The organism is Nocardioides sp. 31GB23 (genome assembly GCF_040012395.1).
In the GTDB taxonomy this organism is placed as follows: Bacteria; Actinomycetota; Actinomycetes; order Propionibacteriales; family Nocardioidaceae; genus Nocardioides; species Nocardioides salarius.
Window position 1 is genome coordinate 97,736 of record NZ_JBDYKJ010000003.1, and the last position, 23,025, is coordinate 120,760.

General features: G+C 69.9%; 25 protein-coding genes and 1 pseudogene. 7 read left to right on the forward strand and 19 right to left on the reverse strand.

Features of this window, described 5'->3' with window-relative positions; translation table 11 throughout:
* Positions 1-43: 43 nt before the first annotated feature.
* From ABKW28_RS01675 to ABKW28_RS01685, 3 genes are all read left to right on the forward strand, one after another.
* Complete coding sequence (locus ABKW28_RS01675) at positions 44-598, forward strand: YetF domain-containing protein (protein ID WP_348605941.1); 555 nt, start codon at positions 44-46, stop codon at positions 596-598.
* A 254-nt stretch (positions 599-852) separates the two neighbouring features.
* Positions 853-1,509: a hypothetical protein gene (locus ABKW28_RS01680; RefSeq protein WP_348605943.1), complete on the forward strand. Its 657-nt coding sequence runs from the start codon at positions 853-855 to the stop codon at positions 1,507-1,509.
* Positions 1,457-3,178: a recombinase family protein gene (locus tag ABKW28_RS01685; RefSeq protein WP_162250922.1), complete on the forward strand. Its 1,722-nt coding sequence runs from the start codon at positions 1,457-1,459 to the stop codon at positions 3,176-3,178. The genes ABKW28_RS01680 and ABKW28_RS01685 overlap by 53 nt, the downstream gene beginning before the upstream one ends.
* Here the strand turns inward: ABKW28_RS01685 and ABKW28_RS01690 are convergent.
* From ABKW28_RS01690 to ABKW28_RS01700, 3 genes are all read right to left on the reverse strand, one after another.
* A complete protein-coding gene (locus tag ABKW28_RS01690) occupies positions 3,175-3,396 on the reverse strand; it encodes a hypothetical protein (protein ID WP_156393530.1) in 222 nt (73 codons plus the stop codon). The genes ABKW28_RS01685 and ABKW28_RS01690 overlap by 4 nt on opposite strands.
* 478 nt (positions 3,397-3,874) lie before the next feature.
* Positions 3,875-5,071 (reverse strand): hypothetical protein, encoded by a 1,197-nt coding sequence (locus tag ABKW28_RS01695; protein WP_056678598.1) that lies wholly within the window; start codon positions 5,069-5,071, stop codon positions 3,875-3,877.
* Positions 5,061-5,414 carry a hypothetical protein gene (locus ABKW28_RS01700; RefSeq protein ID WP_056678597.1) on the reverse strand — a complete coding sequence of 118 codons (354 nt, stop codon included), beginning with the start codon at positions 5,412-5,414 and terminating at the stop codon, positions 5,061-5,063. Before ABKW28_RS01700 ends, ABKW28_RS01695 begins: the two co-directional genes overlap by 11 nt.
* Before the next feature lie 213 nt (positions 5,415-5,627).
* Here ABKW28_RS01700 and ABKW28_RS01705 point away from each other — a divergent pair, with 213 nt between their 5' ends.
* On the forward strand, positions 5,628-6,539 hold the full coding sequence (locus ABKW28_RS01705; RefSeq protein WP_056678594.1) for a hypothetical protein: 912 nt from the start codon (positions 5,628-5,630) through the stop codon (positions 6,537-6,539).
* On the opposite strand, the gene ABKW28_RS01710 is transcribed toward ABKW28_RS01705, so the two are convergent.
* From ABKW28_RS01710 to ABKW28_RS01745, 8 genes are all read right to left on the reverse strand, one after another.
* Positions 6,536-6,700 carry a hypothetical protein gene (locus ABKW28_RS01710; RefSeq protein WP_156393529.1) on the reverse strand — a complete coding sequence of 55 codons (165 nt, stop codon included), beginning with the start codon at positions 6,698-6,700 and terminating at the stop codon, positions 6,536-6,538. The two genes, ABKW28_RS01705 and ABKW28_RS01710, sit on opposite strands and share 4 nt — an antisense overlap.
* 17 nt (positions 6,701-6,717) lie before the next feature.
* Positions 6,718-6,951, reverse strand: coding sequence for a hypothetical protein (locus ABKW28_RS01715; protein ID WP_056678591.1), 234 nt, complete (start codon positions 6,949-6,951; stop codon positions 6,718-6,720).
* 94 nt (positions 6,952-7,045) lie between these two features.
* Complete coding sequence (locus ABKW28_RS01720; protein ID WP_056678587.1) at positions 7,046-7,570, reverse strand: thermonuclease family protein; 525 nt, start codon at positions 7,568-7,570, stop codon at positions 7,046-7,048.
* Between the two features lie 179 nt (positions 7,571-7,749).
* Positions 7,750-8,466, reverse strand: a complete 717-nt coding sequence (locus ABKW28_RS01725) for a hypothetical protein (protein ID WP_056678585.1) — start codon at positions 8,464-8,466, stop codon at positions 7,750-7,752.
* The gene (locus ABKW28_RS01730) at positions 8,463-8,618 is read right to left on the reverse strand and encodes a hypothetical protein (protein WP_156393528.1); all 156 of its coding nucleotides are present in this window, start codon (positions 8,616-8,618) and stop codon (positions 8,463-8,465) included. Before ABKW28_RS01730 ends, ABKW28_RS01725 begins: the two co-directional genes overlap by 4 nt.
* Before the next feature lie 124 nt (positions 8,619-8,742).
* Positions 8,743-9,150, reverse strand: a complete 408-nt coding sequence (locus tag ABKW28_RS01735) for a hypothetical protein (protein ID WP_056678582.1) — start codon at positions 9,148-9,150, stop codon at positions 8,743-8,745.
* 407 nt (positions 9,151-9,557) lie between these two features.
* Positions 9,558-10,847 carry an ATP-binding protein gene (locus ABKW28_RS01740; RefSeq protein WP_056678579.1) on the reverse strand — a complete coding sequence of 430 codons (1,290 nt, stop codon included), beginning with the start codon at positions 10,845-10,847 and terminating at the stop codon, positions 9,558-9,560.
* Between the two features lie 68 nt (positions 10,848-10,915).
* Positions 10,916-11,260, reverse strand: a complete 345-nt coding sequence (locus ABKW28_RS01745) for a hypothetical protein (protein ID WP_056678577.1) — start codon at positions 11,258-11,260, stop codon at positions 10,916-10,918.
* A 149-nt stretch (positions 11,261-11,409) separates the two neighbouring features.
* On the opposite strand from ABKW28_RS01745, the pseudogene ABKW28_RS01750 reads away from it, so the two are divergent.
* Positions 11,410-12,812: pseudogene (locus tag ABKW28_RS01750) on the forward strand (IS1380 family transposase).
* A 355-nt stretch (positions 12,813-13,167) separates the two neighbouring features.
* Here ABKW28_RS01750 and ABKW28_RS01755 read toward each other — a convergent pair.
* The 6 genes from ABKW28_RS01755 to mobF form a co-directional block, all read right to left on the reverse strand.
* Positions 13,168-13,599 carry a hypothetical protein gene (locus ABKW28_RS01755; protein ID WP_056678574.1) on the reverse strand — a complete coding sequence of 144 codons (432 nt, stop codon included), beginning with the start codon at positions 13,597-13,599 and terminating at the stop codon, positions 13,168-13,170.
* The gene (locus ABKW28_RS01760) at positions 13,596-14,240 is read right to left on the reverse strand and encodes a hypothetical protein (protein WP_056678571.1); all 645 of its coding nucleotides are present in this window, start codon (positions 14,238-14,240) and stop codon (positions 13,596-13,598) included. The genes ABKW28_RS01755 and ABKW28_RS01760 overlap by 4 nt, the downstream gene beginning before the upstream one ends.
* Before the next feature lie 251 nt (positions 14,241-14,491).
* Positions 14,492-14,614: a hypothetical protein gene (locus ABKW28_RS01765; protein WP_268788281.1), complete on the reverse strand. Its 123-nt coding sequence runs from the start codon at positions 14,612-14,614 to the stop codon at positions 14,492-14,494.
* A 49-nt stretch (positions 14,615-14,663) separates the two neighbouring features.
* The gene (locus tag ABKW28_RS01770; RefSeq protein WP_156393527.1) at positions 14,664-14,816 is read right to left on the reverse strand and encodes a hypothetical protein; all 153 of its coding nucleotides are present in this window, start codon (positions 14,814-14,816) and stop codon (positions 14,664-14,666) included.
* Between the two features lie 103 nt (positions 14,817-14,919).
* Complete coding sequence (locus ABKW28_RS01775; RefSeq protein ID WP_056678569.1) at positions 14,920-15,132, reverse strand: hypothetical protein; 213 nt, start codon at positions 15,130-15,132, stop codon at positions 14,920-14,922.
* Between the two features lie 213 nt (positions 15,133-15,345).
* On the reverse strand, positions 15,346-21,201 hold the full coding sequence (gene mobF, locus ABKW28_RS01780; protein ID WP_056679446.1) for a MobF family relaxase: 5,856 nt from the start codon (positions 21,199-21,201) through the stop codon (positions 15,346-15,348).
* A 304-nt stretch (positions 21,202-21,505) separates the two neighbouring features.
* Here mobF and ABKW28_RS01785 point away from each other — a divergent pair, with 304 nt between their 5' ends.
* Both ABKW28_RS01785 and ABKW28_RS01790 read left to right on the forward strand, forming a co-directional pair.
* Positions 21,506-21,901, forward strand: coding sequence for a hypothetical protein (locus ABKW28_RS01785; RefSeq protein WP_056678568.1), 396 nt, complete (start codon positions 21,506-21,508; stop codon positions 21,899-21,901).
* Entirely contained in the window at positions 21,894-22,406 is a 513-nt protein-coding gene (locus ABKW28_RS01790) for a hypothetical protein (protein ID WP_302710103.1), read from the forward strand. The genes ABKW28_RS01785 and ABKW28_RS01790 overlap by 8 nt, the downstream gene beginning before the upstream one ends.
* 11 nt (positions 22,407-22,417) lie before the next feature.
* Here ABKW28_RS01790 and ABKW28_RS01795 read toward each other — a convergent pair whose 3' ends face one another.
* Positions 22,418-22,663 carry a hypothetical protein gene (locus ABKW28_RS01795; protein ID WP_156393526.1) on the reverse strand — a complete coding sequence of 82 codons (246 nt, stop codon included), beginning with the start codon at positions 22,661-22,663 and terminating at the stop codon, positions 22,418-22,420.
* Positions 22,664-22,667: 4 nt separating this feature from the next.
* Positions 22,668-22,901, reverse strand: coding sequence for a hypothetical protein (locus ABKW28_RS01800; RefSeq protein WP_056678559.1), 234 nt, complete (start codon positions 22,899-22,901; stop codon positions 22,668-22,670).
* Positions 22,902-23,025: the final 124 nt, after the last annotated feature.

The window sequence follows — 23,025 nt, forward strand, 5'->3', positions numbered from 1 at the left end:
GGCCGTACAGCGGGCGCTGACGCCGATGCGACACGATGGCCCGATGGACGACCTCGGCTACTACCTCGGCCTTCCCCTCTTCGGCGCTGTGGCGATCGTGGTGTCCACGATCGTGCTCTACCTGGCGATCACCACGCTGCTCTCGCACGCCGGCCAGCGCCTCTACGCCTCGCCGTCGAGCCTCGACCTCGCGGTGGTCACGGTGCTGGGTGCGATCGTCGGCCGCTCGATCCTGGGCCAGGTGCCCACGCTCAGCGGTGGGCTGCTTGCGCTCGCGACCCTGCTGGTCGTCGAGGGCGTCGCCGGGCGGGTACGGCGCAGCGAGCGGATGGTCGCGCGCCGGCGGCACCGGGCGGTGGCGGTGATGGTGGCCGGGCAGGTGCAGCGCCACGAGCTGACTCGCCTGGGGCTCGACGAGTCGGGGCTCTGGACGGAGCTGCGTGCGGCTGGCGTGCGCTCGCCGCAGGAGGTGGCGGTCGCGGTGGTGGAGCCCGACGGCCGGTTCACGGTGCTGCGCCGCGGCGAGGACGTGCATCCCTCCGCGCTGACCGGGGTGAAGCACTCCGGTGAGCTCCTCGAGCGCCTGTCCACCGGCTGACGCAGCTCCGCCGGTAGATCTGGGACGGCTCGAGGCGAAGTTCGGGCCGGGTCGGCGCGAGATCTGGGCTGGGTCAGCGGGGCTGGTGGGGTTCCCGGGGCCAGCGATGTCGGTGTGGCGGCTAGCCGACCTGGGCACACCCGCAGGGGTTCTCCACAGGTTAAGAAATGGGGCTTCCCGGGTAGGTGTCCGGCCGCATAGCGTCACCGGCGACGCACCCTGCTGCTCGGACCCCTACTCGGAGAGGGCCTGCCATGGCGATGACCCACGCCGACGCCCGGCGGGCCGCCGCGTCCCCGCACCCCGCCGCCAGGGCCAGCTCGGGCGCCCGGCTGCCGGGGCACGCCGAGACCCTCGAGCACCTCGACCACGCGCTGCGCGAGGTGGTGCGCCGGGAGGGCATCGACCCCCAGCGCGACCCCGCCGTCGTACGACGCCTGGCCGAGTCCTTGGTGCGCGAGCACGACGAGCGCAGCCTGACCGGCGCGGTGGTGCCGGTCGGTGACGCCGAGGCGGTGGTCGGCGAGCTGGTCGCGCGGGTCTCCGGGTTCGGGGCGCTGCAGCCCCTGCTCGACGACCCGACGGTGGAGGAGGTGTGGATCAACGACCCCAGCCGGGTCTTCGTGGCCCGCAACGGCCGGCACGAGCTGACCAACCTGATGCTCACCCAGGCGCAGGTCGCCGAGCTGGTCGAGCGGATGCTGAAGTCGAGCGGGCGGCGCATCGACATGAGCCGCCCGTTCGTCGACGCTATGCTGCCCGAGGGGCACCGGCTCCACGTGGTGCTCGAGGGCATCAGCCGTGGCTTCTCGGCGGTCAAGACCGCAATGCCTAAAACCACTGCTAGATTCTGGTGGCATGCAGCAGCAGCGAGGTTTGCCCCAAGCGCCCGCGATCTACGCGAGGATTAGCCTCGACCGCACTGGACAAGCCCTCGGTGTCCAGCGGCAGATCGAAGCATGCCGCGAACGATGCGAGGCGCTCGGCTGGCCTGAGCCGAAGGTGTACTCAGACAACGACATTTCTGCACGCTCTGGCAAGCGTCGCCCCCGTTTCGAGCAACTTCTGGCTGACGTGCAAGCCGGGTATGTCGATGGGCTAGTCGCGTGGCACCTCGACCGAGTGTTGCGGCGAGTGGTCGACTTGGAGCGGGTGCTGGATGCGATCGAGGCTCAGCGGTCCGCGATCCCGGTGGTGTTTCTCCAGGCTGGCGAAATCGACCTAACCACCCCGTCCGGCCGCCTTCTCGCCCGGATCCTCGCTGCCGTCGCCGCCAACGAAGGCGACGTGAAGTCTGCCCGTCTTTCCGCGCAACGAGCACAGGCTGCGCAGGCAGGTCGGGCCCATGGACCGCTCGGGTATGGCTATGACGATGAGCAGCGCATCATCCCCGAGGAGGCTGGCGTCATCCGAGACGTTGCACGCCGGCTCATCGAAGGTGACTCGCTGTACTCGATCGCGGCCGACCTGAACGAGCGCGGAGTGCCTACCCCTGGTAGTGGAAAGTGGGACGCGAGGCGGGTTCAGCGGGCCGCCGAACGGGACGAGCGTCAAGCTGTCACCGCCGTCATCGAAGGCGCGCGCAGCAGCAGTTCCCTCACCCCTGGCGCTCTCGCGCGCCTATTGCGGAAGGCTGGCGGAAACGCCGAGGTGTGCTCCGCAGCTTGGGTCCGCGACCAACTCTGGGTCGAACATGTCACGTCTCACGATCACGGTCTGGACGACTCGACCATTGCCCGGATGCTGTTTGCGGCCGGCGTGCCGGCGGACCGGTCATACTGGCGGGCTGCGAACGTGCGCGCAATGGTTCGCCGCGGATCACTGTGTGGCTGGCGCGAGTTCAGCCCCGGCCAGCGGGGAGGCTATGGCGAGTTGATCTCGCCGGGGGACTGGACCCCGATTCTGTCCAAGGAAGCGATTGAGGACATCCGGCTGGTTACAGACCGACCCCGGACAAAGCGTGGCCGTGAGCCGAAGTATCTGCTCGCGGCCATTCTTAAGTGCGGCAAGTGCGGCTCTAGCCTGGCCGGGTCACCAACCCGCAACGGCGGTCCGTTCCGGTATGCCTGCTCCAAGCAGCCGGGCCGACCGCACACCTGCGGTGGCCTTACCATCGCAGGGCCTCAGACTGATCGGATCGTCTCTATGGCCATCATTGACGCGGTCGCGGAGGCCAAGGTCCGCTCAGGTACCGCCCAACGCCGCACCGCCAACGGTGCTGCGGCACGCGGGGCCGAGGAGACAATTGCCGAAATCAGTCGCTTGCGGAAGCACTACGGCCTGGAGTTCGCAGCTGGGCGATTGCACCAGGAAGAGTGGGATGCCGTGCGCGAGGGGTGGGCGCTCCGCCAGCGCGAGGCAGAACGCGTGCTGGGGACGTGGGCGCCAAACCTGCACGCGGTGCTGTCTGATGTGCCGAAAGACCGTCCAGACATCGAGAAGTGGTGGGAATCGGCGTCTGTACGACGCAAGCGAGAGATCGTCCAGGTGCTAGTCGAGAGGATCGAGATCGCGCCTCGAGAGAAGATCAACAACAGGTTCGACGATTCACGGATCGGTGAGCCGGTTTGGAGGATCTAGGCTGCGGGCAGGCCCGATCGCTGAGACTGCGGGCCCTCCAAAGCCATGATCTCGGCGAGTCGATTGAGCACTCCGGATCCGGTGATCACAGGAGATTTGCCCTGCTTGGCACGGGCCTCGCGTGCTCGGCGCGAGTAAGCGTTTGCCATGTCATCGAGCGTGCGCTCCCGCAGCGCGCCAGCGTTGGCGCTTTCAGTGGTGTGGACTGATTCGTTCACGGGGCTGCTCCTTGGAGACCGGAGACGGTGTCTGGTCACCTAAGGAAGGACGTGGCGTCCGTACGATCACCTTCCGCGGAACATCGACTCACCCCGAGCCATGCCGCGGGTGCCTGTGGCGCTGGGTGTAGTTGGGCGACTCAGCGTGAAGGAGCGTGACCGCCTGTATGAGGTGCTTCCGCTAGATATTTACTGTGTAGCTCGGCATTGGAACAGCTGCGAGGGGCATTTGCCCGGCTGCCCGCGTGCACCTCGAGCTCGTGGTTGAGTGACGCCGCGCTCGCCCTGTTGCTCGATTCAACCGTTCTCGCGCTGGCTCGACGAAGAGCCTCGACGAAAGGGCGAGGTGCGCTAACGATCTTGCGGGCAAGAATGTCTACCGGCGAGATCCATACGACGTCGCCAACTGGATCGGCGGCGACGAGGCCGGCCTCGATGTCGTTGTGCGCTCGGATGGACAGCGCTCGAGCTGGTCCGGTCAGGTTGGGTGCCTCGGCCTTCTCCGCGACGACATACGCCACTCCGAGCTTGACTCGAGTGTGTGGAGGGTCGCGTCGATGCCGGGCAGAAGGCCGGGCCTGGCGGCAATGACATCGAGGCTGGCCATGGTGGTGGAGGCGTGGGTCAGCTCGCGGTAGGCGGCACGAACTTCGGCGGCCTTGTGCATCAGGTCGGGGTCAAGACGAGCATCTGGGGCAGTGAGGTCGCCCCAGCGGCTGGCGAGGTTGCTCCACGCACGGCCGGCCTCGGCGATCGCCGGTGAGAGCCGGTCAGTGGGCTCGAGGTGGCCGGCGAGCTGTGCGGCGTCGACGAGCACCATGGCGGCGCCGGCGATGAGGCCCTGGGTGCGGGTGATGAGGACCATGTTGGTCGGCCATGCGTCGGAGGCGAGGGTGCGGTGGGCCTGGATGTCCCACCCGGCGAGGGCCCGGGAGATCCGGGTGTCGTCCTCGATCGGTCGGTTGGCTTCGCCCCGGAGCGCCTGGGTGAACCGTCCGTCGAGGTACCTGCCCGCGGCCGCCTCGGAGACGGCCATGCGGCGGATCCACTCGGTGGTCGGCGGTACGGCGTAGGGGGAGTGACGCCGGTTGAGCTCGATGGGCCGGTTAGTGCCGAGGGCGTCCTGGTACCGGTTGTGGCCGTGCTGGTGCAGGGAGACACCGACGGCGTGGGCGCTGACGTACAGGGCGTGCATGATCCGGGCGCGAGCGGCCTCGAGGTCGCGGTAGCTCTCGGTGCGCTGGACCGGGAGGTCGGCGCCGAAGCGGTGCACCAGGTCGCTGGCGTGACCGAGGGTCCTGGTCATCTGGGTCATGCGCCGATCGGGCTGGCTCACCGGTGGCCAGCTGGTGCTACGCAGGCTCCTGCCGATCGCGTCCCCGACCGAGACCAGGCGAGTGATGGGTTCGTCGCGGGTGTGCGCGCCTGCCCCGAACTGCTGCCCGGGCAGGCTGCTCCACAGCGTCGCCGCGGCCGCGACGAGGTCGGGCCAGCCGTGGAGGAGTCGGCCGGCGTCGTCGCCGGCGACGTCCATCAGGAGGTGGCGCGCCGTGTGGTCGACGTCGTGCAGCAGCTCGCCGACGGTGCGGATGTCCCGAGATGTGAGCGGGATCTGCGTGGTGTCGAAGAGCGCGTCGTCGACGTCGGCGAAGCCGCTCCGGTGGTCAGCATCCAAGGTCGCGTGCCTCCCGGATCAGGTCGCACAGGTCGACCACGAGCTGGGAGCTGTTGACCAGGTCGGGGCGGTGGGCTGGGAGCGGCCGGGTGAGTTCCTCCGCGGCCGTGAGCAGCTGCAGCGCGCTCTGCCCTTCGAGGTCCTCCTGGTCGACGTCGGGCAGCCGGTAGTCCTCGGGGAGGAGCGAGCTGGCCCGTGCTTGTGCCAGGTAGACGCCGAGACCGAGGGACTGCAGCGGTGAGTCTGGTTCCGCCCCTTCCCAGGCGCGGGTGGCGGCCTGGTGGAGCAGCTGGGCGATGGAGCCGAGGCGGTCCCAGGTGTCATCGGCGGTGAGGGTGTGCACGGGGTGGTTCCTTTCGGTCGGAGTCGTCCGGGATCGGGTCTGGTTCATGAACCCATGGCGGGGCCGGTCCCTGCTCTGGCGTGGATTGGGGCTGTGGATAACTCCGTTGTGTCGGCGGCTGGGCACAAACTGGTCTCGTTCGCCTAGGTCGCGCGGAGGTCGTCGGACGATCACCCCGCGGCAAAGTCGAGAGATTCGCACTAGTGTTGACTGATGGAGGTGGTCGAGATGAAGGTCCCGATGACGGTGCTGAGGGTCGTGACCCTCGGGCCTGCGCTGCTGGTGAGCTTCGTGCTCGCCGTGGTGGTGTTCGCGCTGCTGCCGCCGGCGCTGGGCCTGGTGCTGTTCCTGGCCTCGGCGGCCGTGCTGGGCGCGTTGGCGCTGGGCCAGCTCGAGGTGGTGGCGATCGGGTTGCTGACCCAGTCGCGGCCGGCGACGGAGGCCGAGTTCCGGGTGATGGCGCCGTTCCTGGCCGAGCCGGCTGGCCGTGGCGTCGACGTCGGTTCCCTGTACGTGCGTCGTGTGCAGCGGCCGCAGACGCCGGTGGCGTTGGCGATCGGGCACAGGGCGGTGGTCATCACGCCGGGCCTGGTGGAGGGGACCTACCGCGGCGGCGTGACCGGCGCGGAGGCGGTGGCGGTACTGGCGCATGCTGTCGGTCGGCGTCGTGCAATCCGCCCGCGGCTGGAGGCTGCGGTGCTGGCGGCCACGACGCCTTGGCGGATGGTGGTGGCCACCTTCCGCTGTGTGGGTCGGGCGTTTGCCTGGCTGCCGTTCATGCGGGTGGCCTGGACGCTGCGCGGCGTCGTGGGCGTGATCTGCGTGGTGCAGTCGGTCACTGAGGGCCGGACCTGGCCGGGGCTGCTGGGTGGGGCGGTCATCGCGCTGACCTACCTGGTGCCGACGGCCGGCCGCGTGATCGAGGCCCGGGCGGAGGTTGCTGCGGACCAGCTGGTGGTCGAGCTCGGGCTGGGCGGGGTGCTGGCGGGACTGCTGCGCCGCTACGGGCAATCCGATGACGCTCGAGCGGCTGGCAGCGCCTCGAAGCGGCCGCGGAGCCGCCTCAGCGGCCGCGGCTGCACCTGGTCCCCGGCTGAGCCGCTCGTGGGCAGTCCACGCACCTAGTCGTCGTCCTGGAAGCCGGACGTCGAGTGGTGGACGCAGCCGCGGCCGTCCCCGACGTGCGGCTTGTGGTTCATGCACGGCAGCGGGCCGAGCTTGTGCGAGCAGTCGACCCATCGCACGGTCGACTGACTGGGGGCGGCCGGGGTGATCGGGGCAGCCATCGCTGACACCTCCTGGCCTATCGGCGAGGGCCGCGGCGGCGGCCGAGCTGGGGGCGCTGGTAAGCGGCGGTGTCGGTGTGGTCGTGCTGCCGGCCCGATCGTTGGACCTGCGCGATCTCGGCGTCGGGGGAGGGGCCGGTATCGGCGGCCGCGGCCTGCGCGGCGGCTTCCTCGGTGGCCCGGATCTCATCGGCGCGCTGGCGGGCCTCTTCCTCAAGTGCTACTTCCTCGCGAGCGGTGTAGTCGCTCATGGTTACTCCCAGTGGATCCGCGGACCGGCACCGGCTGCGCCGGTCCTCCTGGTCTCCTAAGTCCGGCCCAGGCGTGGGGGCGATCACATGGTGCTCAGCAGTTGCCCCACAGGCCGGTCTCGGCGCCGTGGGCGTCCTGTGCGGCCGCGGCGAAGTCGGTCTCGCGAGCGAGCTGCTGGTCGGTGTCGTAGACCCGTGCTGCGCCGGCGGCCAGGAGCTCGCGGGCTGCGTCGGTGCCGGCGTGGTCGACATAGCGCAGCATCCGGCCGTAGCGGTCTCGGTCGGGCTGGCCGATGTCGGTGGTGAGGAAGACGGTGCTGCCAACCGGTGCCAGCTGCTCGAGCTGCTCGGTGGCTTCGGTGGAGTAGCACTCGGCCGGCGTCGGGGGATGGGCGACTTCGGGGGCGTCGATGCCGAGCAGGCGGACTCGGCCGAGATCGCCTCCGTCGAGGTCCTCGACGCGAAGCGTGTCGCCGTCGAGGACCACCACGACCCGGACTCGGGTCGCGGTCGCCTCGCTGCCAGCGGGGTCGGCGGGGGCGCCGGGCAAGGCAGCCTTGATCCCGCCGGCGGCGAGGACGGCGATCGCCGCGGTGGCGATGCCGCCGAGGGCCTTCACCTGGCCACCCGCAGCTGGGCCGCTCGCCGGCGCCGGAACCGCCCGCTGCTGTTCGCGGAGGCCGGGGGAGCGGGATGTTGGCCGGGATCTGCTCGTCGACGTCGAGCCCGCTCATAACGGCGCCGGCCGGGCAAGGTGCCGGCCGCCATGGTCGAGGTCTATGGCGTCCTCATCCCGCCCTACCGAGCCGGGGACCCGGTGGCCGGGGCGGCGGCGCTGGCATCCGGGTCCCGGCCGTGCTCGGACATCCGGCGGCGGGCGTTGTCGGAGATCTCGGCGGCGATGCCGGCCGACTGCCGGGCGCTGGTCGCAGCGTGGTCGACGACGTCCCCGAGGAGGCGAACGTCCTCATCAGCGCGGCCGAGCTCCTTGCCGGCAGTGCGGATGCTGCGGTCCAGGGTGACCGGTTCGAGCAGCGCCGGCGGAGTGACGTCCTGGCTGGCTCGGCGCGCGCTGTCGACGTGCTGGGCGGCGAGCTGCGCCACCGGCTTGGCAAGCGCGACCATCTCGCCGACGACCGCGATGCGTGGCTTCAGCTGCGCGACGTCGCCCGCGACGACGGGATTGGAGGGTTCGGCCAGGTCGAGGAAGCCGCGGGCCTCGGCGAGCGACTCCGAAGCGCGGTTGAGGTGCCCGAACAGCTCGCGGGTCAGCTCCGGCATCTCGTTGCAGCGGGTCTGGAGCCGACCCAGGTGCTCGCTGGCCGCCCCGAGGTAGAAGTCACCGCGGTCGGTGAGTCTCGCCTTGGCTGAGTCGAGCTCGGCGTCGTCGAGCACGCGGAGTGCGGAGGTGATCGTGGTCTGGATGTCCTCAACCACCCGTCGGGCGCGGCCCACGGCCCGCTCGGCGACGAAGACGGCGTCGGCGGCGCGCAGCGTGGTGTCGGTGGACGTCATGCCGATTCGCCTCCTCCGCTCTCGGGCGCCGGAGAGCTGCTGGGCGGAGGCACGAGCTCACACAGCCGGTCGAGCGAGGCCAGGGCCTGCTCGAGGTGATCGCGGACCTCCTGAACAGGGTCACGATCGGGGGTATCGGTGGGCGTGCTCACGGGCAGCTCCTTGGTGGACCGGGTACATGTCTCAGTCACCAAAGGAAGCCCGGCCCGCCGGGACGATCACCGAGCCGAAGAAATCTGGATCCGGCGCCGGCTCACCGAAGCCCGGTGGGTGTTCCTAGGGCTGGTCCCAGTTCATCGACTCCTGGCCGTCGTCGACGCCCTGGCTGATGATGTGGGCGGTGGCGTTGTGGGCGGCGCTGAGGTGCTTGTGGAGGTCGACCGCGAGGCCGCGCGCCTCCTCCAGATGGAGTCGCGCGACGCCGATCGCCATGGACGGATCGGACTCGTCGGGCATCGAGTCCATGCTGAGCACCTGGTTGGCCAGGGCCTGCTCGAGCGTGCTGGACAGCTGCGAGAATGCCTGTGGGAACGCGGCCGCGATGTCGGCGAACTCAGCGAGCTGGTCAGACGTCTCGGCCGGGATCCGGTCCCGCTCCCACATCGTGATCCGGTTGAAGCCGAAGACGTGTTCGCGAGCCGCCTTCGCGTGCGCTGTTGCCTCGAGTCCGCCACCGTCGTCCACCTGCTGCTCCTTCGGTCATGATGTGGTCTCTGGTTGTCGAAGTGTCGCTGATCGCGGCCGGTGTTCGCTCGGCCGACGGCGCGGCTGTGGATAACCGGTCAGGGGCTCCCAACAGGGCCGGGGGCGGGAGACTGAGCGGCCATGGACGACCAGGGGGCTCTGATCGCACGAAGGGCGTCAATGCCACTGCCGCGTGGTTCAACGCCCCGGCCGACGTGGAGGCCTACCCCCGGCGCGCCGCAGCGGTGGGGAGTGGAACGCCTACTGCGCGCCGGCACTATAAGCACTAAGGACGCCACCGTCGACGAGCTGCTCGACGACCTCGCCGAGGTGGCGCGACCAACGCCAATCGGCGAATGGCATCGCCGAGCTCGAGGCGGTTCTACGTTGCCAAGCTGCCGTGAGCTCTACAGCTGCGGCGTGTCGTGACCGCCGTCGGAGGCGGGCGGGAGTTCGCGCCGCCGGCGGCCGGCACCGAGCCGGCCCAGCGCCGGGTCCGTGGCGTCCGAGGGCGCTCCGGTGGCCAGCGTCTCCCGGATGTAGCGGTCGAAGCCGGGCATGGTGAATCGGAGCTCGCCGTGCCCGACCGGCTCGATGATGCCCTTGTCGATCAGGCGTTCACGGGGAACACCCAGCGCCTGGGTGGGTCGCTCGAGCGTCGCGGCGATCTCCGCGCGCGTCACCGTCGTGCTGCCGGCGCCCGCCATGACGGCCATGATCTTCTTCTCCAGATCGCTCGCGGCCGCCCAACGTGCGGAGTACATGGTGGTCAGCTGGTCGTCGGCGACCGGAAGCCCGGCGTTCACGTCGTCGATGTCGAGCACAACGCCCTCACGTGATGGGCGCGCCGCCTCCCAGGTGGCGTGTGCGAGAACCTGCAGCAGGTAAGGGAAGCCCTGGGCCTCCGACACGACCGCTTGCAGGGCCTGGGAGGTCCAGTGAACTCCCAGGTCGTCCGCGGGCTCGGCCACCGCCGTCTCCGCGGCCGCGGGTTGAAGTCGTGGGAGGGTGAGGAAGGTGCTGCGCTCCCCGAACGTGGCCGCCTTGACCAGGGCCGCGGGCGCCGAGGGCAGCCCGGCGCCGATCACGGCGAAGGGGTTGTCCTCCCGTTTCCCGGCCAGGTTCTGCATCGCGTTGAGAAGGACCGCGAGGTCGTCGCGCGCAGCGGCGTGCAGCTCGTCGACGAAGACGACCAGGCCCGCGCCGCCGCGGCCGCGCACCTGCCTACTCGTCTCGTGCAGGAGGTCCTCGAGGGCTGAGATCCGGGCGCCTCGCGGCGGGTCGCCTTCATAGCGGTCCGCCGACGCCGAGGCGCTCACCTTCACGACGCTGGGCACGCCGATCTCCACGCCGATTCGCTCCAGGCGGAGACCCCACCGTCCCTTCTCGGCGCGGGGCAGGATGTCGGCAGTCTCGATCGCTTTCCCGATCCGGCTTACCAGGTCCGGCAAGAACGGGGCGCTGCGTCGACAGGAGACCCAGGCGGTGATGAATCCATGCCCCTCAGCGTCGCGCTGTGCCTCGCGCAGGAGCGAGGTCTTCCCAACACCACGCGGGCCCTGAAAGACCAGGAGCGGACCACCCATCTCGCCGTAGGTTCCGATCCGGCTCAGGTAGCCGCGAATGCGGTTCTGCTGCTCCTCCCGGCCGGCCAGCACCCGAGGCAGCTCGCCCGGAGAGTAGGGGTTCGGCAACATCAGGATCTCCCATACATCTTGTTACACGTCAGCCATGTGTAACGACCTGTATGCCCGCGGCGCGCTGCTCAACGGGTGATGCCGCGCGCGTCGGCCGCGCCGCCGGCGAGCAGTGCACGGACCGTGAGACGACGGCGGGCCGCGCCGTCCGGACTCTCGGCCGCGGGACCGACCTCTTCGACGTCGCGACTGGGACGGCTATGTCGCACCGGCGGATGGGCGGCCTCGCTGAGAGATTCGGCCAGGTCCTCGACGTCGGCCTCCAGAACACGCTCAAGGAGGTCGGCGATGCTCGTCGGGGAGCCGTCGCACTCGGCCGCCAGGGAGGCGGCCAGTTGGTCGAGCGCGGCGTTGCCGAGCGCGGTGAAAATGACGAATCCGGGACCCGTGTTCTCAGTTTGGGCTGTGCTCATGGTCCACCTCGCTTCCTGGTCACCTAAGCCTCGATCCACCGATGAGGTCGGTCGGGTGAGCGTGCCGTGAAGTGAGAATGCCCTTACGTGCTGGAAGAATTTGACTTCTCTAGGGTCCAATTCACGCCATCACGAAGGGCATCTCGTAGATGCAACTTTGCCACACGCCCCGCGCGACCTCGGCGGTGTTCGATGATCCGAATCTCGTGTCGTCGGCCGGGCTGGTCCCGGTCCTCACACTGGCCCAGTCCGCGGGGCTCCAAGAACTGGCCCAGACGCATCTGATCGTCCCGACCGACAAGGGCGCGAACGCCGGACTGAAGGTCACCTCGCTCGTCGCGGGAATGGTCGCCGGCGCGGACAGCATCGATGACATGGCTCTGCTGCGCCACGGTGGGATGGGACGGGTGTTCGCAGGCGCCTACGCGCCCTCGACCCTAGGTTCGTTCCTGCGCTCGTTCAGCTTCGGTCACGTCCGTCAGCTCGACGCGGTCGCCTCGAGGTTCCTGACCCAGCTGGCTGCCCAGGCACCGCTGGTCGCTACCTCAAGTGACTCCGGCGAGAGGGTGTGATGGTCGACATCGACGACACCATCATCGAGGTCCACGGCTACGCCAAGCAGGGTTCGAGCTACGGCTACTCCGGGGTCCGCGGACTCAACGCGCTGCTCGCGACCGTGTCGACCAGCGCGTCGGCGCCGGTGATCGTGGCCCAACGGCTCCGGAAGGGATCGTGTGGTTCACCGCGGGGCGCGGCCCGGCTGGTCGCGGACGCGTTGAAGACGATCGGCTCGTTGTCCCCGGCGACGCCGTTGGTGCGTGCCGACTCCGCGTTCTACGGCTACGCCACGGTCGGTGCTGCGCTACGAGCTGGCGCCGATGTCTCGGTCACCGTCCGGATGGATCCCAAGGTCAAAGCCGCAATCGCCACCATCGATGACGATGCGTGGACCGCCATCGAGTACACCGACGCCATCTTCGACGAACCCACCAGCACCTGGGTCTCTCGCGCCGAGGTCGCCGAGATTCCGTTCACCGCGTTCACTTCCAAGAAGAAGGCGGAGCAGGTCACCGGACGGCTCGTGGTCCGCCGGATCCCCGACCTCAAACCCAGCGCCAAGAACGGTCAGGCCACTTTGTTCGACACCTGGCGCTTCCACGCGTTCTTCACCACCACCGACCCGGCCGTGGCAGACACCGTGGCCGCTGACAAGACCCACCGCGGCCACGCGATCATCGAACAGGTCCACTCCGACCTGAAGAACTCTGCGCTGGCGCACATGCCGTCCGGGGTGTTCAACGCCAACGCAGCCTGGCTGGTGCTGGCGGTCATGGCGTTCAACCTCACCCGAGCCGCCGCGACCATCACCGGCCCAGCCCTGGCCAAGGCCACCACCGCGACGATCCGCCGCAAACTCATCGCCGTCCCGGCCCGGATCGCCTCCTCGGCACGACGGATCACCATGCACCTCCCGGTCGGGTGGCCCTGGCAGGACGCCTGGCGACGGCTCTTCGCTCACGGCCAAGACCCGCCACCGATCGCGGCCAACTGACCGCAACGACGGCGCCGAAACCGTCGCCACCCTGGTGACCGTCCTCCGGCCTGGCAGCCGGCGGCATCATCTCCGCAAAGTCCACCCATTGGCGACTGTGCGCCTGAGTTCGCCGGACTCATAGTGGGGTAGCGCGGTGAGGCTGACGGTTCCGACGGTGGATCGAGGCTTAGCGAGGGGGCTCATGGCGGATACACACAACGCACAGTCAAGCCGATGCGGCTCCTGCCACTGAAGCCTGCTGAGGTCGTGGGCCTTCTGAAGTCGGCCGCGGAAACGGGATGTTCGGCGGGCGGCGGAACGCCGCGAGACCTCCCCGCGGCCCGATGAGCAGGCTTGGCGTGGGTCGGCGAGTTCAGGCGGTGATGTGCGCTGCTGCGAGGAAGCCGGCGCCGAGGACGACCACCGCCGACACCGGCGTGAAGAGCCCGGCTGCGATGTACAGCAGGCTCTCGACGACACAGAGCCCGGCCTTGCCGACGTAGGAGGCAACGATGGCGCCGGCAACGACGATGGCGGTCGTCAGCATCACCTGAGCGCGGGCTCTAATGTCGCGCTTCTCCGTTTGCTGGTGCTGGACGTCGAGGCGTGCCTCGTCGATGTAGAGCTGACACTCCTCGTCGGTCCAGTTCGCGGGTGGGAGCTTCGGCGCATCGGGGCTCGCGTGCGGGTGACGGGGAGGGTTCGATCCAGGAACAAAGACGATGAAGGCGTACCCGAAGAACAGCTTCGCCTCTTCGAATGCTGCCCGGACCGCCGTCCTGGCCCGCTCTCTGCGGCTGGTCACGGGCGTCCTTCGATGTGCCGGGCGATGGCAACTGTGACTGGGGTCGCAACCGCCTCGGGGAGGAACAACCACTGACCTGCCGGGTTCAGATCGATGAACCACCAGTCGCCGTCCTCGTCCTGGATCCAGTCCTGGGCCGAGTAGCCAACACCGACCGCCCGGCTGGCGACCAGGGCGAGTTCGCGGACGTTCTCGGGGACCGGTGTGGTCGTGAAGCCATGGTGTCCGGCGGGAGAGAGCCTCCAATCCAGCGGCAACTCGTCAGCGAGCAGAGTCGCCGACCATGCCTGTTGGCCCACCGTGACGATGCGAGCGTGAACTGTGGCGTTCACCTGGCGCTGAAGGATGAACGGCACCCGGGTGATGATCTCGGGTTCGGACAGGTCGGCAACCGTGGTGGGGACGATCCATCCGTTGCCGTCGCCGTCGATGAATGACCCCGGGCCGAGCGGCTTGGTTACCCAGTTCCCGTCACGGGGGATCGCATCAGGGTCTGTCGTCACGATCCACGACGGCACCGGCACTCCGGCTGCTGCTGCGCGCCGGTACTGGTACGGCTTGTTCTCCGCTCCGCCGAGCCGGTCCAGAGGTGTGAGCCACGAGAAGCGTTCGTCGCGCGCGAGGGCGGCGAGCGCAGACATCGCGCCAGCGCGTGATGCCCCTTCGGCTCCCGGAGCGCTCATCGCCTCGGCCCATCCAGCGGGAGCAAGGCGACGCAACCAGCCTGGTCCCGGTGCGACGTTGACACCAGCGACTTCCACCGAGTCGCTGCTGATGGTGACCGGTGAGCGGAGGAATGTTGCCGCGTCCATGATGACCGGGTCTTCACCGAGCTCGCCCAGGACCGCGGCGACATGAGCATCTGCTCGGTCGCCGACGATGACGGCCGCGTTCAGCGCACCACTCCGGCGTCGAGCATCAGCCCGGCGCGGTCGTTGTCGACGGTCTCGATCTGGGCGGTCTCGATCGTCCCGGGGAACGGTTTTGGATCTGACGCGTCAACCTGGGTGGGCACGCAGTTGCTGGAGTACAGCGATTGGCTTGAAGGACGCTTGGCCGGCACTTCAACGCACCACTCCGGCGTCGAGCATCAGCCCGGCACGGTCGTTGTCGACGGTCTCCACGGACGCTGTCAAGCGGGTCCCGGGGTCTGGGCGAGTGTCGGGATCACCGCCGTTGCTCGGCACCGCAGCGTCGTACAGGGTGGATTCGTTCATTAGTCGGTTCCTCCTGTCGTGGTCGGTCGGTCTGTTGGTTCGAGTCTGGACGACCACCGCGGTCTGGTTCGGCAGCACACGCTTCCGGTCGCCCGGACCCTGGTCAGCTGGGAGCCTTGTCGACGGCAGCCTCGGGTAACCAGATGTGCTCGAGCTGCTTGGTGAGCTTCTGGGTGTAGTCCTGGACCTGTACGAGATACCAGTTCTGGAACGCGGTGGGGAACAGAAGCGCGACCGCGAGGACGGCGGTCCCCAGCCGCCGCTTCCAACGGCGCGGGAGAAGCTCCGCGTAGTCGGCAGCTTCGAATGCGTTCATGGGTTCACGATGGCAGAAGCCTCCGACATTCAGATTGGCTCTGCACTCCGCGGGCGGCCGAACCTCCGACCGGAACGCCCTTGGTGATTCCTGAAGTGTGAGCGGTCGTCCGCGGGGTCGATCTCGGGTCAGGCGGTGTCCCTGTTCGGGAACTCGGAGCCGTGTCGTGTCACGGACTCCTACTTACAGAGTGTCTGGGCCGTGCCGTCGTGCCTACCGGCGGGGGCTGCGGTGTACTGGGTTCGAAGAGCCGTGCTCTTGTCCAGTACCCGCGTCGCGCCGGAGCCTCGGGGCGTCACGGTCGGTGGATTCGGCGTCGTGTTCGCCGAGTCCAACCTGCCGAACCAGCCGGTAGCGCAGTTCGCGGGCGGGGGTGTCGCCCAGGGGTGCTGCTGCGACCAGGGCGCGGGTAGCGGCGCCGATGTCGTGGCCTTGCTCGTGGGCCTGTTGCAGCATCGCCGCGGTGGCGGGCCAGTCGCCCTGCTCCACCAGTCGCGGGTCGACCTCGCGGGCCAGCGGGGCCCAGCGTTCCGCCGGCGACTTCGCGGCCGCGGCCTCGAGGCGGGCGCGGATCTCGTTGCTGCTGTTCAGCTCGGCCTGGGCGGCCTTACGGGGATCGGCGTCCCACGCCTTGATGGCGTCGCGCAGGTCCCGCCGCGACCGCAGTTGGGAGAGCTGCAGTCGGGCGCGCACTTGGTCGGTGCCCGGCGCCCAGGCGCGGCTGGGCCGGGCGGCAAGGACCCGCATCGCGGCCACGCGGGCCTGCTCGGGCGCAAGGTCGTCGAGCCGCTCGGAGAGCAGCTGGTCACCCAGCGTCTGGCCGCTGGCCAGCGCCGCGGTGAGTGCCGCGGGGCCGCGGTGGGCGAGCAAGTCGGCCGGGTCCAGGCCCTCGGGGAAGCGGGCGTAGCCGGGGTCGAGACCGTGCGGGGTGAGCATCCAGAAGTCGCGCTCGGCCGCGACCTGGCCGGCGAGGTCGGCGTCGGTGGCCACGATCGGGTCGCGGCCGATTCCGCCGAGCTGGGAGGCCTGCTCGTCGGTCAGTGACGTGCCGAGCGGGGCCACGCCGAGGTAGCGGCCGGCGCTGGCCAGCGTGACCGAGATCGCGTCCATGGGGCCCTCGACGATGACCGGGACGGCGCCCTCGGCGAGGAGTTCGTCGACGACGCCGTACAGCTGAGCGCCCTTGTGGAACAGCGGGGTGTCGGCGGTGTTCAGGTACTTCGGGCCGCCCTTGTCGGCGTCGGTGAGGTCTGGTCGGCGTCGGCCGACGAACCCGAGCACCTCACCGTTGTGGACTACCGGGAACATCACTCGGTCCCGGAACCGGTCGATCAGTCGGCCGGTGCTGGCGGTGGTGGCGACCCCGGTGGCCAACATCTCGGCCTCACTGACGCCACGCTGGCGCAGGTGGTCGACCAGGTTGGTCCACCCGGCCGGCGCCTGTCCGGGACGGAAGTGCTCGTGCCCGGCGATGTCGATCCCGAACCGGCCGGTGAGGTGGTCGCGACCCCATGAGTCGGTGAACCCGGACTCAAAGAAGGCCTGCGTGATCTCGTTGATCTCGATCATGCGTTCGCGCGTGACGGGGAAGGAGTACCACTCATCGGCCCGCTGGTACATGAGGCGGATGTCGGCGTCGGTCGGCTCGAGCGGGGTGCCGCCGAGGTCGCGGATGTACGCGGCCAGCGTCAGGTCGCCCTCGACGAACTGCTGCTCGTCGACGTTGTCGGCCGCCGACGGGGCGACGTCGACCTGGTCGATCGCCTCGTCCGGCTCGGGCTGGTCGACCAGGTGGTTGTCATCGGCCTCGAGGTCGTGCGGGAGCGGCCATTCGATGTCGTCGGGGTGGTCGACCAACGTGGCCGGGTCGGGCTCGACGCCGTCCCACATGTCCACCGGCGGCTCGTCGAAGTGGTAGTCGTGCTCGTGCTCGTCGGGGATCGGTTCGAGCGCGATGGAGGTTCGCCACACCAGCGCCTGGCACTCGTCGACGTCGTCGGAGGGCAGGGCGGACCCGGACGAGAGCAGGGCTTCGAGCTGCCAGCCGCGCTGCAGTCCGTGGTCGACGTTGGAGACCAGCGCGGGCCACCAGGCGCTCGCCTGGATGCGGGCGGCCCGCTCCTCGCCGAGCAGTTCGGGCAAGTGTGCTGCCCAGCTGGTGGTGACCCCCTCGCCGTGAGAGCCGTCCCCGACCTGGACGGCCACGGCGGGCGAGAGGTGGCGTGCCATGCGCCACCACAGCGCCGCCGCGGCGTGCTCATCAGGAAGAGGTCCGGCCCCAGTGTCAGCCGACGTGGCGGTGCGGAGCAGCTGGTGGGCCTCAACGCCGGTGCGTGACATGGCCGCGAGCCGTTCGGCAAGGAGCGGGGTGAACTCGTCGCCGCGGACCTGCGGGGCCAGCGAGTAAAGCAGTTGGCGCCATTCCGTGAGCGCTGGGGTGTGGTCGCCGGTGATACGCCGGTTGAGCCGTCGCTGGTAGGTGGAGGAGGCTTTCTGTAGCTGCGGCGCGCCGGTCGCGCGACGGTCGTCGACGGGGACCTGCATGGCCGCTCGCCAGACCTCGACGTCGGCCACCGTGTCGGTGTCGGGTCGGATCCCGTTCTGCGCCCAGGTCGGCAGCGACGTCTGTGCCGCGGCCCGGCGGCGGACCTCGTTGGCGAGCTGGTCGACCAGGTGCGCGCGCTGGTCGAGGTAGGCACCCCAGTGCGGGTCGTCGGCCAGTCTCTCCGGTATGCCGGGCATCCAGGGCAGTGGGCCGGTGCCGGCGTTGCGCATGCCGGAGGCGTCCAGCCGCCAGTCGAGCACCGCGGCGCGGTCCTCGGCCGAGACCAGTTCTCGGTCGCTCGCGGCCGCGCGCATCGCCTCCACGGGGCTCTCACCCGCGGCGCCAAGCAGCAGCAGATGGGCGCGCAGCGTGGGCCAGGCAGCCTCATCGGCCAGGCCGGGAAGCAGCTGGTCGACGATGCTGTCCAGGGCCTCGACGACATCGGGACCGACGACGTTCTCGGCCGCGACGTAGAGGCTGTCGAGGTAGCGCTGGGCTGCCTCACCGAGCCGGGTAGCGGGGTCGGCCTGCTCGCGCATGAGGCTGGTCGCGGACCGCTGGGCGTCGTCGCGGGCCAGCATCGACTCGAGGATGTCGGTCGGGGTCAGCGGGCGGACCAGGGTCGGGTGGATCACCGAATGCGGGTCGCCGTCCCCGACGACCTCGAGATAGACGTGGTTGCCGCTCTTGCCCCGGGTGAGCATCGTGTAGAGCTGCTGGCGCGACTCGGTGCCGGTGGCCAGCCCGTGCATGGTGTCGGCGGTGACGCCCTGGGCGGTGTGCACGGTGCAGGCGTAGCCGAGCTCGGTGGAGGCCCCGACGTACTCCTGGGGGAGGCGGACGGTACGGCCGTGCTGGGTGTGCTGCACGGTCAGGTCGCCGCCCTCGTGGAGGCCGACGACGGTCCACCGATCGCCGTTCTTGACCCAGTCGGTGGCCGAGGTGCGCAGCTTGCGGTCGTTGGTGCGGGTGATGATCAACTCGCCAATGCTGGCCTCGTTGCCGTCGGCCAGGCGCCGGGCCAGGCCGGGCCTCGCGGGGTCGGCCCCCGCGAGTCGGTGGGCGCGGGCCTGCTGGTTGAGCTCGCTGACCAGCTCGCGGGTCGGGGCGAGCATGATCGCGTCCAGCCCTGCTGCACGGTCGGCCTGCCAGGCCGCGAACACGTCCTCGGTCATCGTGGCCAGGTCTCCCACGTGCACCCGGTCGCGGTCGAGGTAGAAGCCCAGGGCCTCGCCCTTGCCCTCGCGCAGCGCCAGCGAGGCGGCGCCTTCGGCCGGGTCGGTGAACCGCACGAGCTCGGTCAGCTGCAGCGCGCCGTGGGTGGCGCGGATGTCGCGCAGCACGCCGCCGGCGCCGATCGCGGCGAGCTGCTGGTCGTCGCCGATCAGGCGGACGCTGCCGCCGCGCTCGAGGACGTGTTGCACGGCGATGTCCAGGGAGAGCGTGTCGGCCATGCCGGCCTCGTCGATCACCACGAGCGTCTGCGGGCCAATGCCGGCGACCCAGTCGGGCGCATCGCCGGTGATCAAGGAGTGGGTGAGTTTGGCGAGGGTGTCGGTCTGGGTGTCGGTCTGGGAGCCCATGGACTGGCGTAGGGCGTCCGCGGCCGCGGCTGAGGGGGCGAGGCCGATCACGCTGCCGCCGCCGTCGGTCCAGGCCTGGGCGAGCGCCCGCATCGCGGTGGTCTTGCCCGAGCCGGCGGGCGCGATGGCCAGCTGCAGCCGGGCGCCGGAGGTGGCCATCTCCTTGACCAAGGTGGCCTGGCCGGCGTTTAGGGTGACCCCGTTGGCTTCGGACTCCAGGAGAGCCAGTGCGACGTTCTGCTCGTCGACCGCGTAGCCGTCGCGGCGACCGGCGGCCTCCACCAGGCGCTCTTCGGCGGCCAGGACCTTGCTCGAGGTGAACAGGTGGACGCCGCCGACGGTGTAGACCGAGGACCCGTCCAGCTTGCGCAACTCGGGCGGCTCGGAGATCTCGTCGAAGGGGCGAGTGATGCTGATCGAGCAGCCGTCAAGGACCTCGCTGACCAGCAGGCCGACGACGGTGCTGACCTGGTCGGTGGGCACGTTGGCGGCCCGCACCTGGCGCTGGGCCTCGGCGTAGACGTGCCAGTACTGCCAGGTGGCGCGGCCGCCTTCCATCGTCGTCACAATCCGATCGCTGATCTTGGCGAACCACGCCGCGTCGGCGACCGGGGCGGTCGCGGCGGCGGTCGGGTTGAGTGCGCCGTGGAGCATCTGCTGGAGGTCTCGCGGTGAGCCGAGGACCTCGACCGCCTCGCGGTTCCAGGCCTCCCGCTGCTCGGCCAGCGAGCTCGGCTCGTGCTTGGCCTCGCGGGTCTCCAGCGTGGCCCGCTGGGCCAGCTGCAGCGTCTCGATCGGTGTCGGCGGGCGGCCGTGGGATGCCTGGAACTCGGCGGCCAGCACCTTGCGGCGGGCCTCGACGCTGACGCGGCGCTTGGAGAAGCGGTGGTTGAGGTCGGGGTCGACGCCGACGATCTCGCGCACCGGCCGCTTCCGGGCGGCGGGATTCGGGCGCTCCGCGAACCGCACCCCCAGCGCGTCGCCCAGGTGCCGCTCGAGCGCAGTGTTGTAGGTCTCCGAGGCAGAGACCTTGGCCTTGTAGAGCAGCCGGCCGTCGATCGCCAGCCACTTCCCGTCGAGGGTCTGGACCTTGTTCGCGACCGCGACGTGGGTGTGCAGATCCGGGTCGCCGGCGCGGGAGTCGCGGTGGGTGAACGCCGTGGCCAGCAGGCCGCGGACGTTGACCTGGCGGATCCCGTTGGTGCCCTGGCGGGTGAACAGCGCCTTGGTCTCGATGAAGTGCAGCGCGTCCTTGATCGCCGCCTGGTGGGCGCGCTCGATGACCGCGGCGGTCTTGGGGTCGGCCAGTGCCCACAGCGTGGAGACGCTCTTCACCGGCGAGAAGGTGAGGTCGTATCCGGCCACGGCGTTGGTCTTGGGCCGGGAGTGCTTGGCGATCGTGGCGGCGAGCTCGCGCGCGTCGGCAGGCTCGCGGCCGTGCTCGGCCCGGAAGAAGTCACGCCCGACCTCGGTGCGAATCCGTGCCCGCTCCTGCGCGGGGACCGGCCAGTCGCCCGGCAGCCCGGCGGCCTCGTTGACGGCCGCGAGGCGCTTGGCGACCTCGACCCGGAAGGCGCTGACGTCGTTCTCGAAGACCTTGTACGGGGTACCGAGACGAGCGGCCGCCTTGTAGTCGGCCTCGGTCGGGCTCGCGACGTCGGCGCGACCGACCCGCAGATCCAGCTCCTTGATCCGCTGGTCTGCGAGGGGGTGGTGGCCGGCGCCGAACAGTGCCGACATGTGGTCGGCGGTCACGATGTCGCCGGCGTTCAGGCCCTCGATGCCCGCCATGCCGGACCCGACCCACACGCCGGGAGTCTCGCCCTTCTCGGTGTAGTAGCTCGCGAGCCCGACGTGACCCTTGTCGGTGGCGTCCATCGCTGCGACCTGGCGGGTCAGGTAGTCGTACCCCGACCCGGCCGTCAGCTTGTGGAGGCTCATCGTCACGGGCACCTACGTCCGATCGGGGCCTCGGAACGATCAATTTCGCAGCGAAGTTTCGTCTGTTCTTTCTATTCGGCGAACCGGGAATGCACTAGGTGTGTGGAGGTTGGGGTGCGACTGAGTTCGAGGGGGGACGCTGGGGCGCTCGGGAGGGGCTCAGCGGTGTCGGTGTGAGGGTGCTGGTCGGGTGAGGCTGGTGAGGGTGTTGGAAAGGTTCTTCGGCGGTGGTGATCGCTCGGGGTCCGGGTTGTGTCCTAGGTGACTGTCAGAGTCCATGTCGACACGAGCGAGGGATGACCGGATGAGTCAGCAGACGATGCGCCAGAAGGCGCGACGTGACGCGCGGAGTGTCACGTCGAAACGGAGGGCTGCGCTCTTCGAGCGCGCCAAGCGGCTGGAAGACCTGGCGGTGCAGGTGATGACTGCGGTCGGAGAGCGGGACGCTGCGGTGGCCGAGGCAGAGAAGCGGGCTGGGGCCGCGCTGCGCGAGATGACGATGGTCGAGGGCGTGACACTGCGCGAGGCCGTCGAGTGGTGCGGCGACCAGATCGGCGTGCGAGAGGCGACGCGGCTGCGGCGGCTGGCCGAGAACGACCAGGACGCCGAGAAGGGCGACGAGGACGGCGCTAGGGCGCCGGCCGCGACGGCTGCGCCCGCCGCGAGTGGGGGAGCGGGTGCCGGTACGGCGGTTGGATGACGCCGGCCTCGCGGCAGTGACTGCGGCGATCGCGGACCCGAGGGTGCTCGCGCGCTACCGGGCCAAGGTCGCCACGGTGCCGGGGAGCGAGTGCCTGTGGTGGACCGGGGCGGTTGCGGGCCGGTCCGAGCGTGACCGCACGGACGGCGGCGGACATGGTCTGTTCTGGTTTGCGCCGGGACGGGTGATCATCGCGCACCGGTTCGCGTTCGCGGTGATGAACGGTGTGGACGCGCTCGCCCAGGCGCGGCTGCTCGGGCACCGGTGTCACAACCCGCTGTGCCAGCGGGTCGCACCGGATCACGTGGTGGCGTCGAGCGCGGCGCAGAATCGGCGCGAGTGGTCGGTCCAGCGGCGGCTGCCCTACAGCCCACTGGCCGACCCGCGCGGCCCGCGTCGGCGGGCTCGGGAACTTCGCGACCTCGCGCGTGAGGACCCGCAGCTAGTGGCCGACGACCTCGCGCGACTCCAAGAGCTACTGGGCGAGCAACTGACGCTGTGGTGAGCGACGCGGCGTCACCACAGCGCCGCCTGGGCTCCGGCACCGGCCGGTGCGTGCTGGGCGCAGTCGGTGGCCAGCAGATGGCGGCCGTCGCTGGTCGACCAGCACAGCGAGTCCAGACAGGCATAGTGCTCGCACCCCATCCGAACCAACGGCGGGCAGTCGGGGCCGACGAAGCCGGAGAGGAAGTTGATCCGGCGCAAGGGACGCCCGCAACGGACACAGCACTGCGGGCGGCGCGCCTGCCGGATGGTGGCCAAGGGATCACCCGGCCTCAGCGGCGAGGTCGAGCCGTGCAGACGCGGCGGTGGCAACGGCGGTGATCTGCGCGGCGAGCGCACGCAACTCGGCGGGCGTGCCCTCAATCGCGATCACGTCGTCCTGGGCGAGAGTCAGGACCGGGCGGCGGTGCTCCCCAGCACCCACCCAGTCTTCGCCCGGGGTGAGGACCTGGACGCTGGTCTCAGCGGCGGCCAGCCACTCGATGTGTGCGCTCATCGGATCACCTCGACGGGGAAGGTCGTGGCGGTGTTCGGCGTCTGCTTGGTCATGGCTCCTCCTTCGGTTGGGCCGGTGGCGGGCCGGACTCGGGGTCTCAGCCCGCCACCGGAAGAACTGGCGC

What these genes read in the sequence shown, in the direction of transcription:
- ABKW28_RS01675 (WP_348605941.1), top strand. Translation starts at nt 44, where the DNA reads ATGGACGACCTCGGCTACTACCTCGGCCTTCCCCTCTTCGGCGCTGTG.
- ABKW28_RS01680 (WP_348605943.1), top strand. Translation starts at nt 853, where the DNA reads ATGGCGATGACCCACGCCGACGCCCGGCGGGCCGCCGCGTCCCCGCAC.
- ABKW28_RS01685 (WP_162250922.1), top strand. Translation starts at nt 1,457, where the DNA reads ATGCAGCAGCAGCGAGGTTTGCCCCAAGCGCCCGCGATCTACGCGAGG.
- ABKW28_RS01705 (WP_056678594.1), top strand. Translation starts at nt 5,628, where the DNA reads ATGGAGGTGGTCGAGATGAAGGTCCCGATGACGGTGCTGAGGGTCGTG.
- ABKW28_RS01710 (WP_156393529.1), bottom strand. Translation starts at nt 6,700, where the DNA reads ATGGCTGCCCCGATCACCCCGGCCGCCCCCAGTCAGTCGACCGTGCGA.
- ABKW28_RS01715 (WP_056678591.1), bottom strand. Translation starts at nt 6,951, where the DNA reads ATGAGCGACTACACCGCTCGCGAGGAAGTAGCACTTGAGGAAGAGGCC.
- ABKW28_RS01725 (WP_056678585.1), bottom strand. Translation starts at nt 8,466, where the DNA reads ATGACGTCCACCGACACCACGCTGCGCGCCGCCGACGCCGTCTTCGTC.
- ABKW28_RS01740 (WP_056678579.1), bottom strand. Translation starts at nt 10,847, where the DNA reads ATGTTGCCGAACCCCTACTCTCCGGGCGAGCTGCCTCGGGTGCTGGCC.
- ABKW28_RS01745 (WP_056678577.1), bottom strand. Translation starts at nt 11,260, where the DNA reads ATGAGCACAGCCCAAACTGAGAACACGGGTCCCGGATTCGTCATTTTC.
- ABKW28_RS01760 (WP_056678571.1), bottom strand. Translation starts at nt 14,240, where the DNA reads ATGTCTGCGCTCGCCGCCCTCGCGCGCGACGAACGCTTCTCGTGGCTC.
- ABKW28_RS01770 (WP_156393527.1), bottom strand. Translation starts at nt 14,816, where the DNA reads ATGAACGAATCCACCCTGTACGACGCTGCGGTGCCGAGCAACGGCGGT.
- ABKW28_RS01775 (WP_056678569.1), bottom strand. Translation starts at nt 15,132, where the DNA reads ATGAACGCATTCGAAGCTGCCGACTACGCGGAGCTTCTCCCGCGCCGT.
- mobF (WP_056679446.1), bottom strand. Translation starts at nt 21,201, where the DNA reads ATGAGCCTCCACAAGCTGACGGCCGGGTCGGGGTACGACTACCTGACC.
- ABKW28_RS01785 (WP_056678568.1), top strand. Translation starts at nt 21,506, where the DNA reads ATGAGTCAGCAGACGATGCGCCAGAAGGCGCGACGTGACGCGCGGAGT.
- ABKW28_RS01800 (WP_056678559.1), bottom strand. Translation starts at nt 22,901, where the DNA reads ATGAGCGCACACATCGAGTGGCTGGCCGCCGCTGAGACCAGCGTCCAG.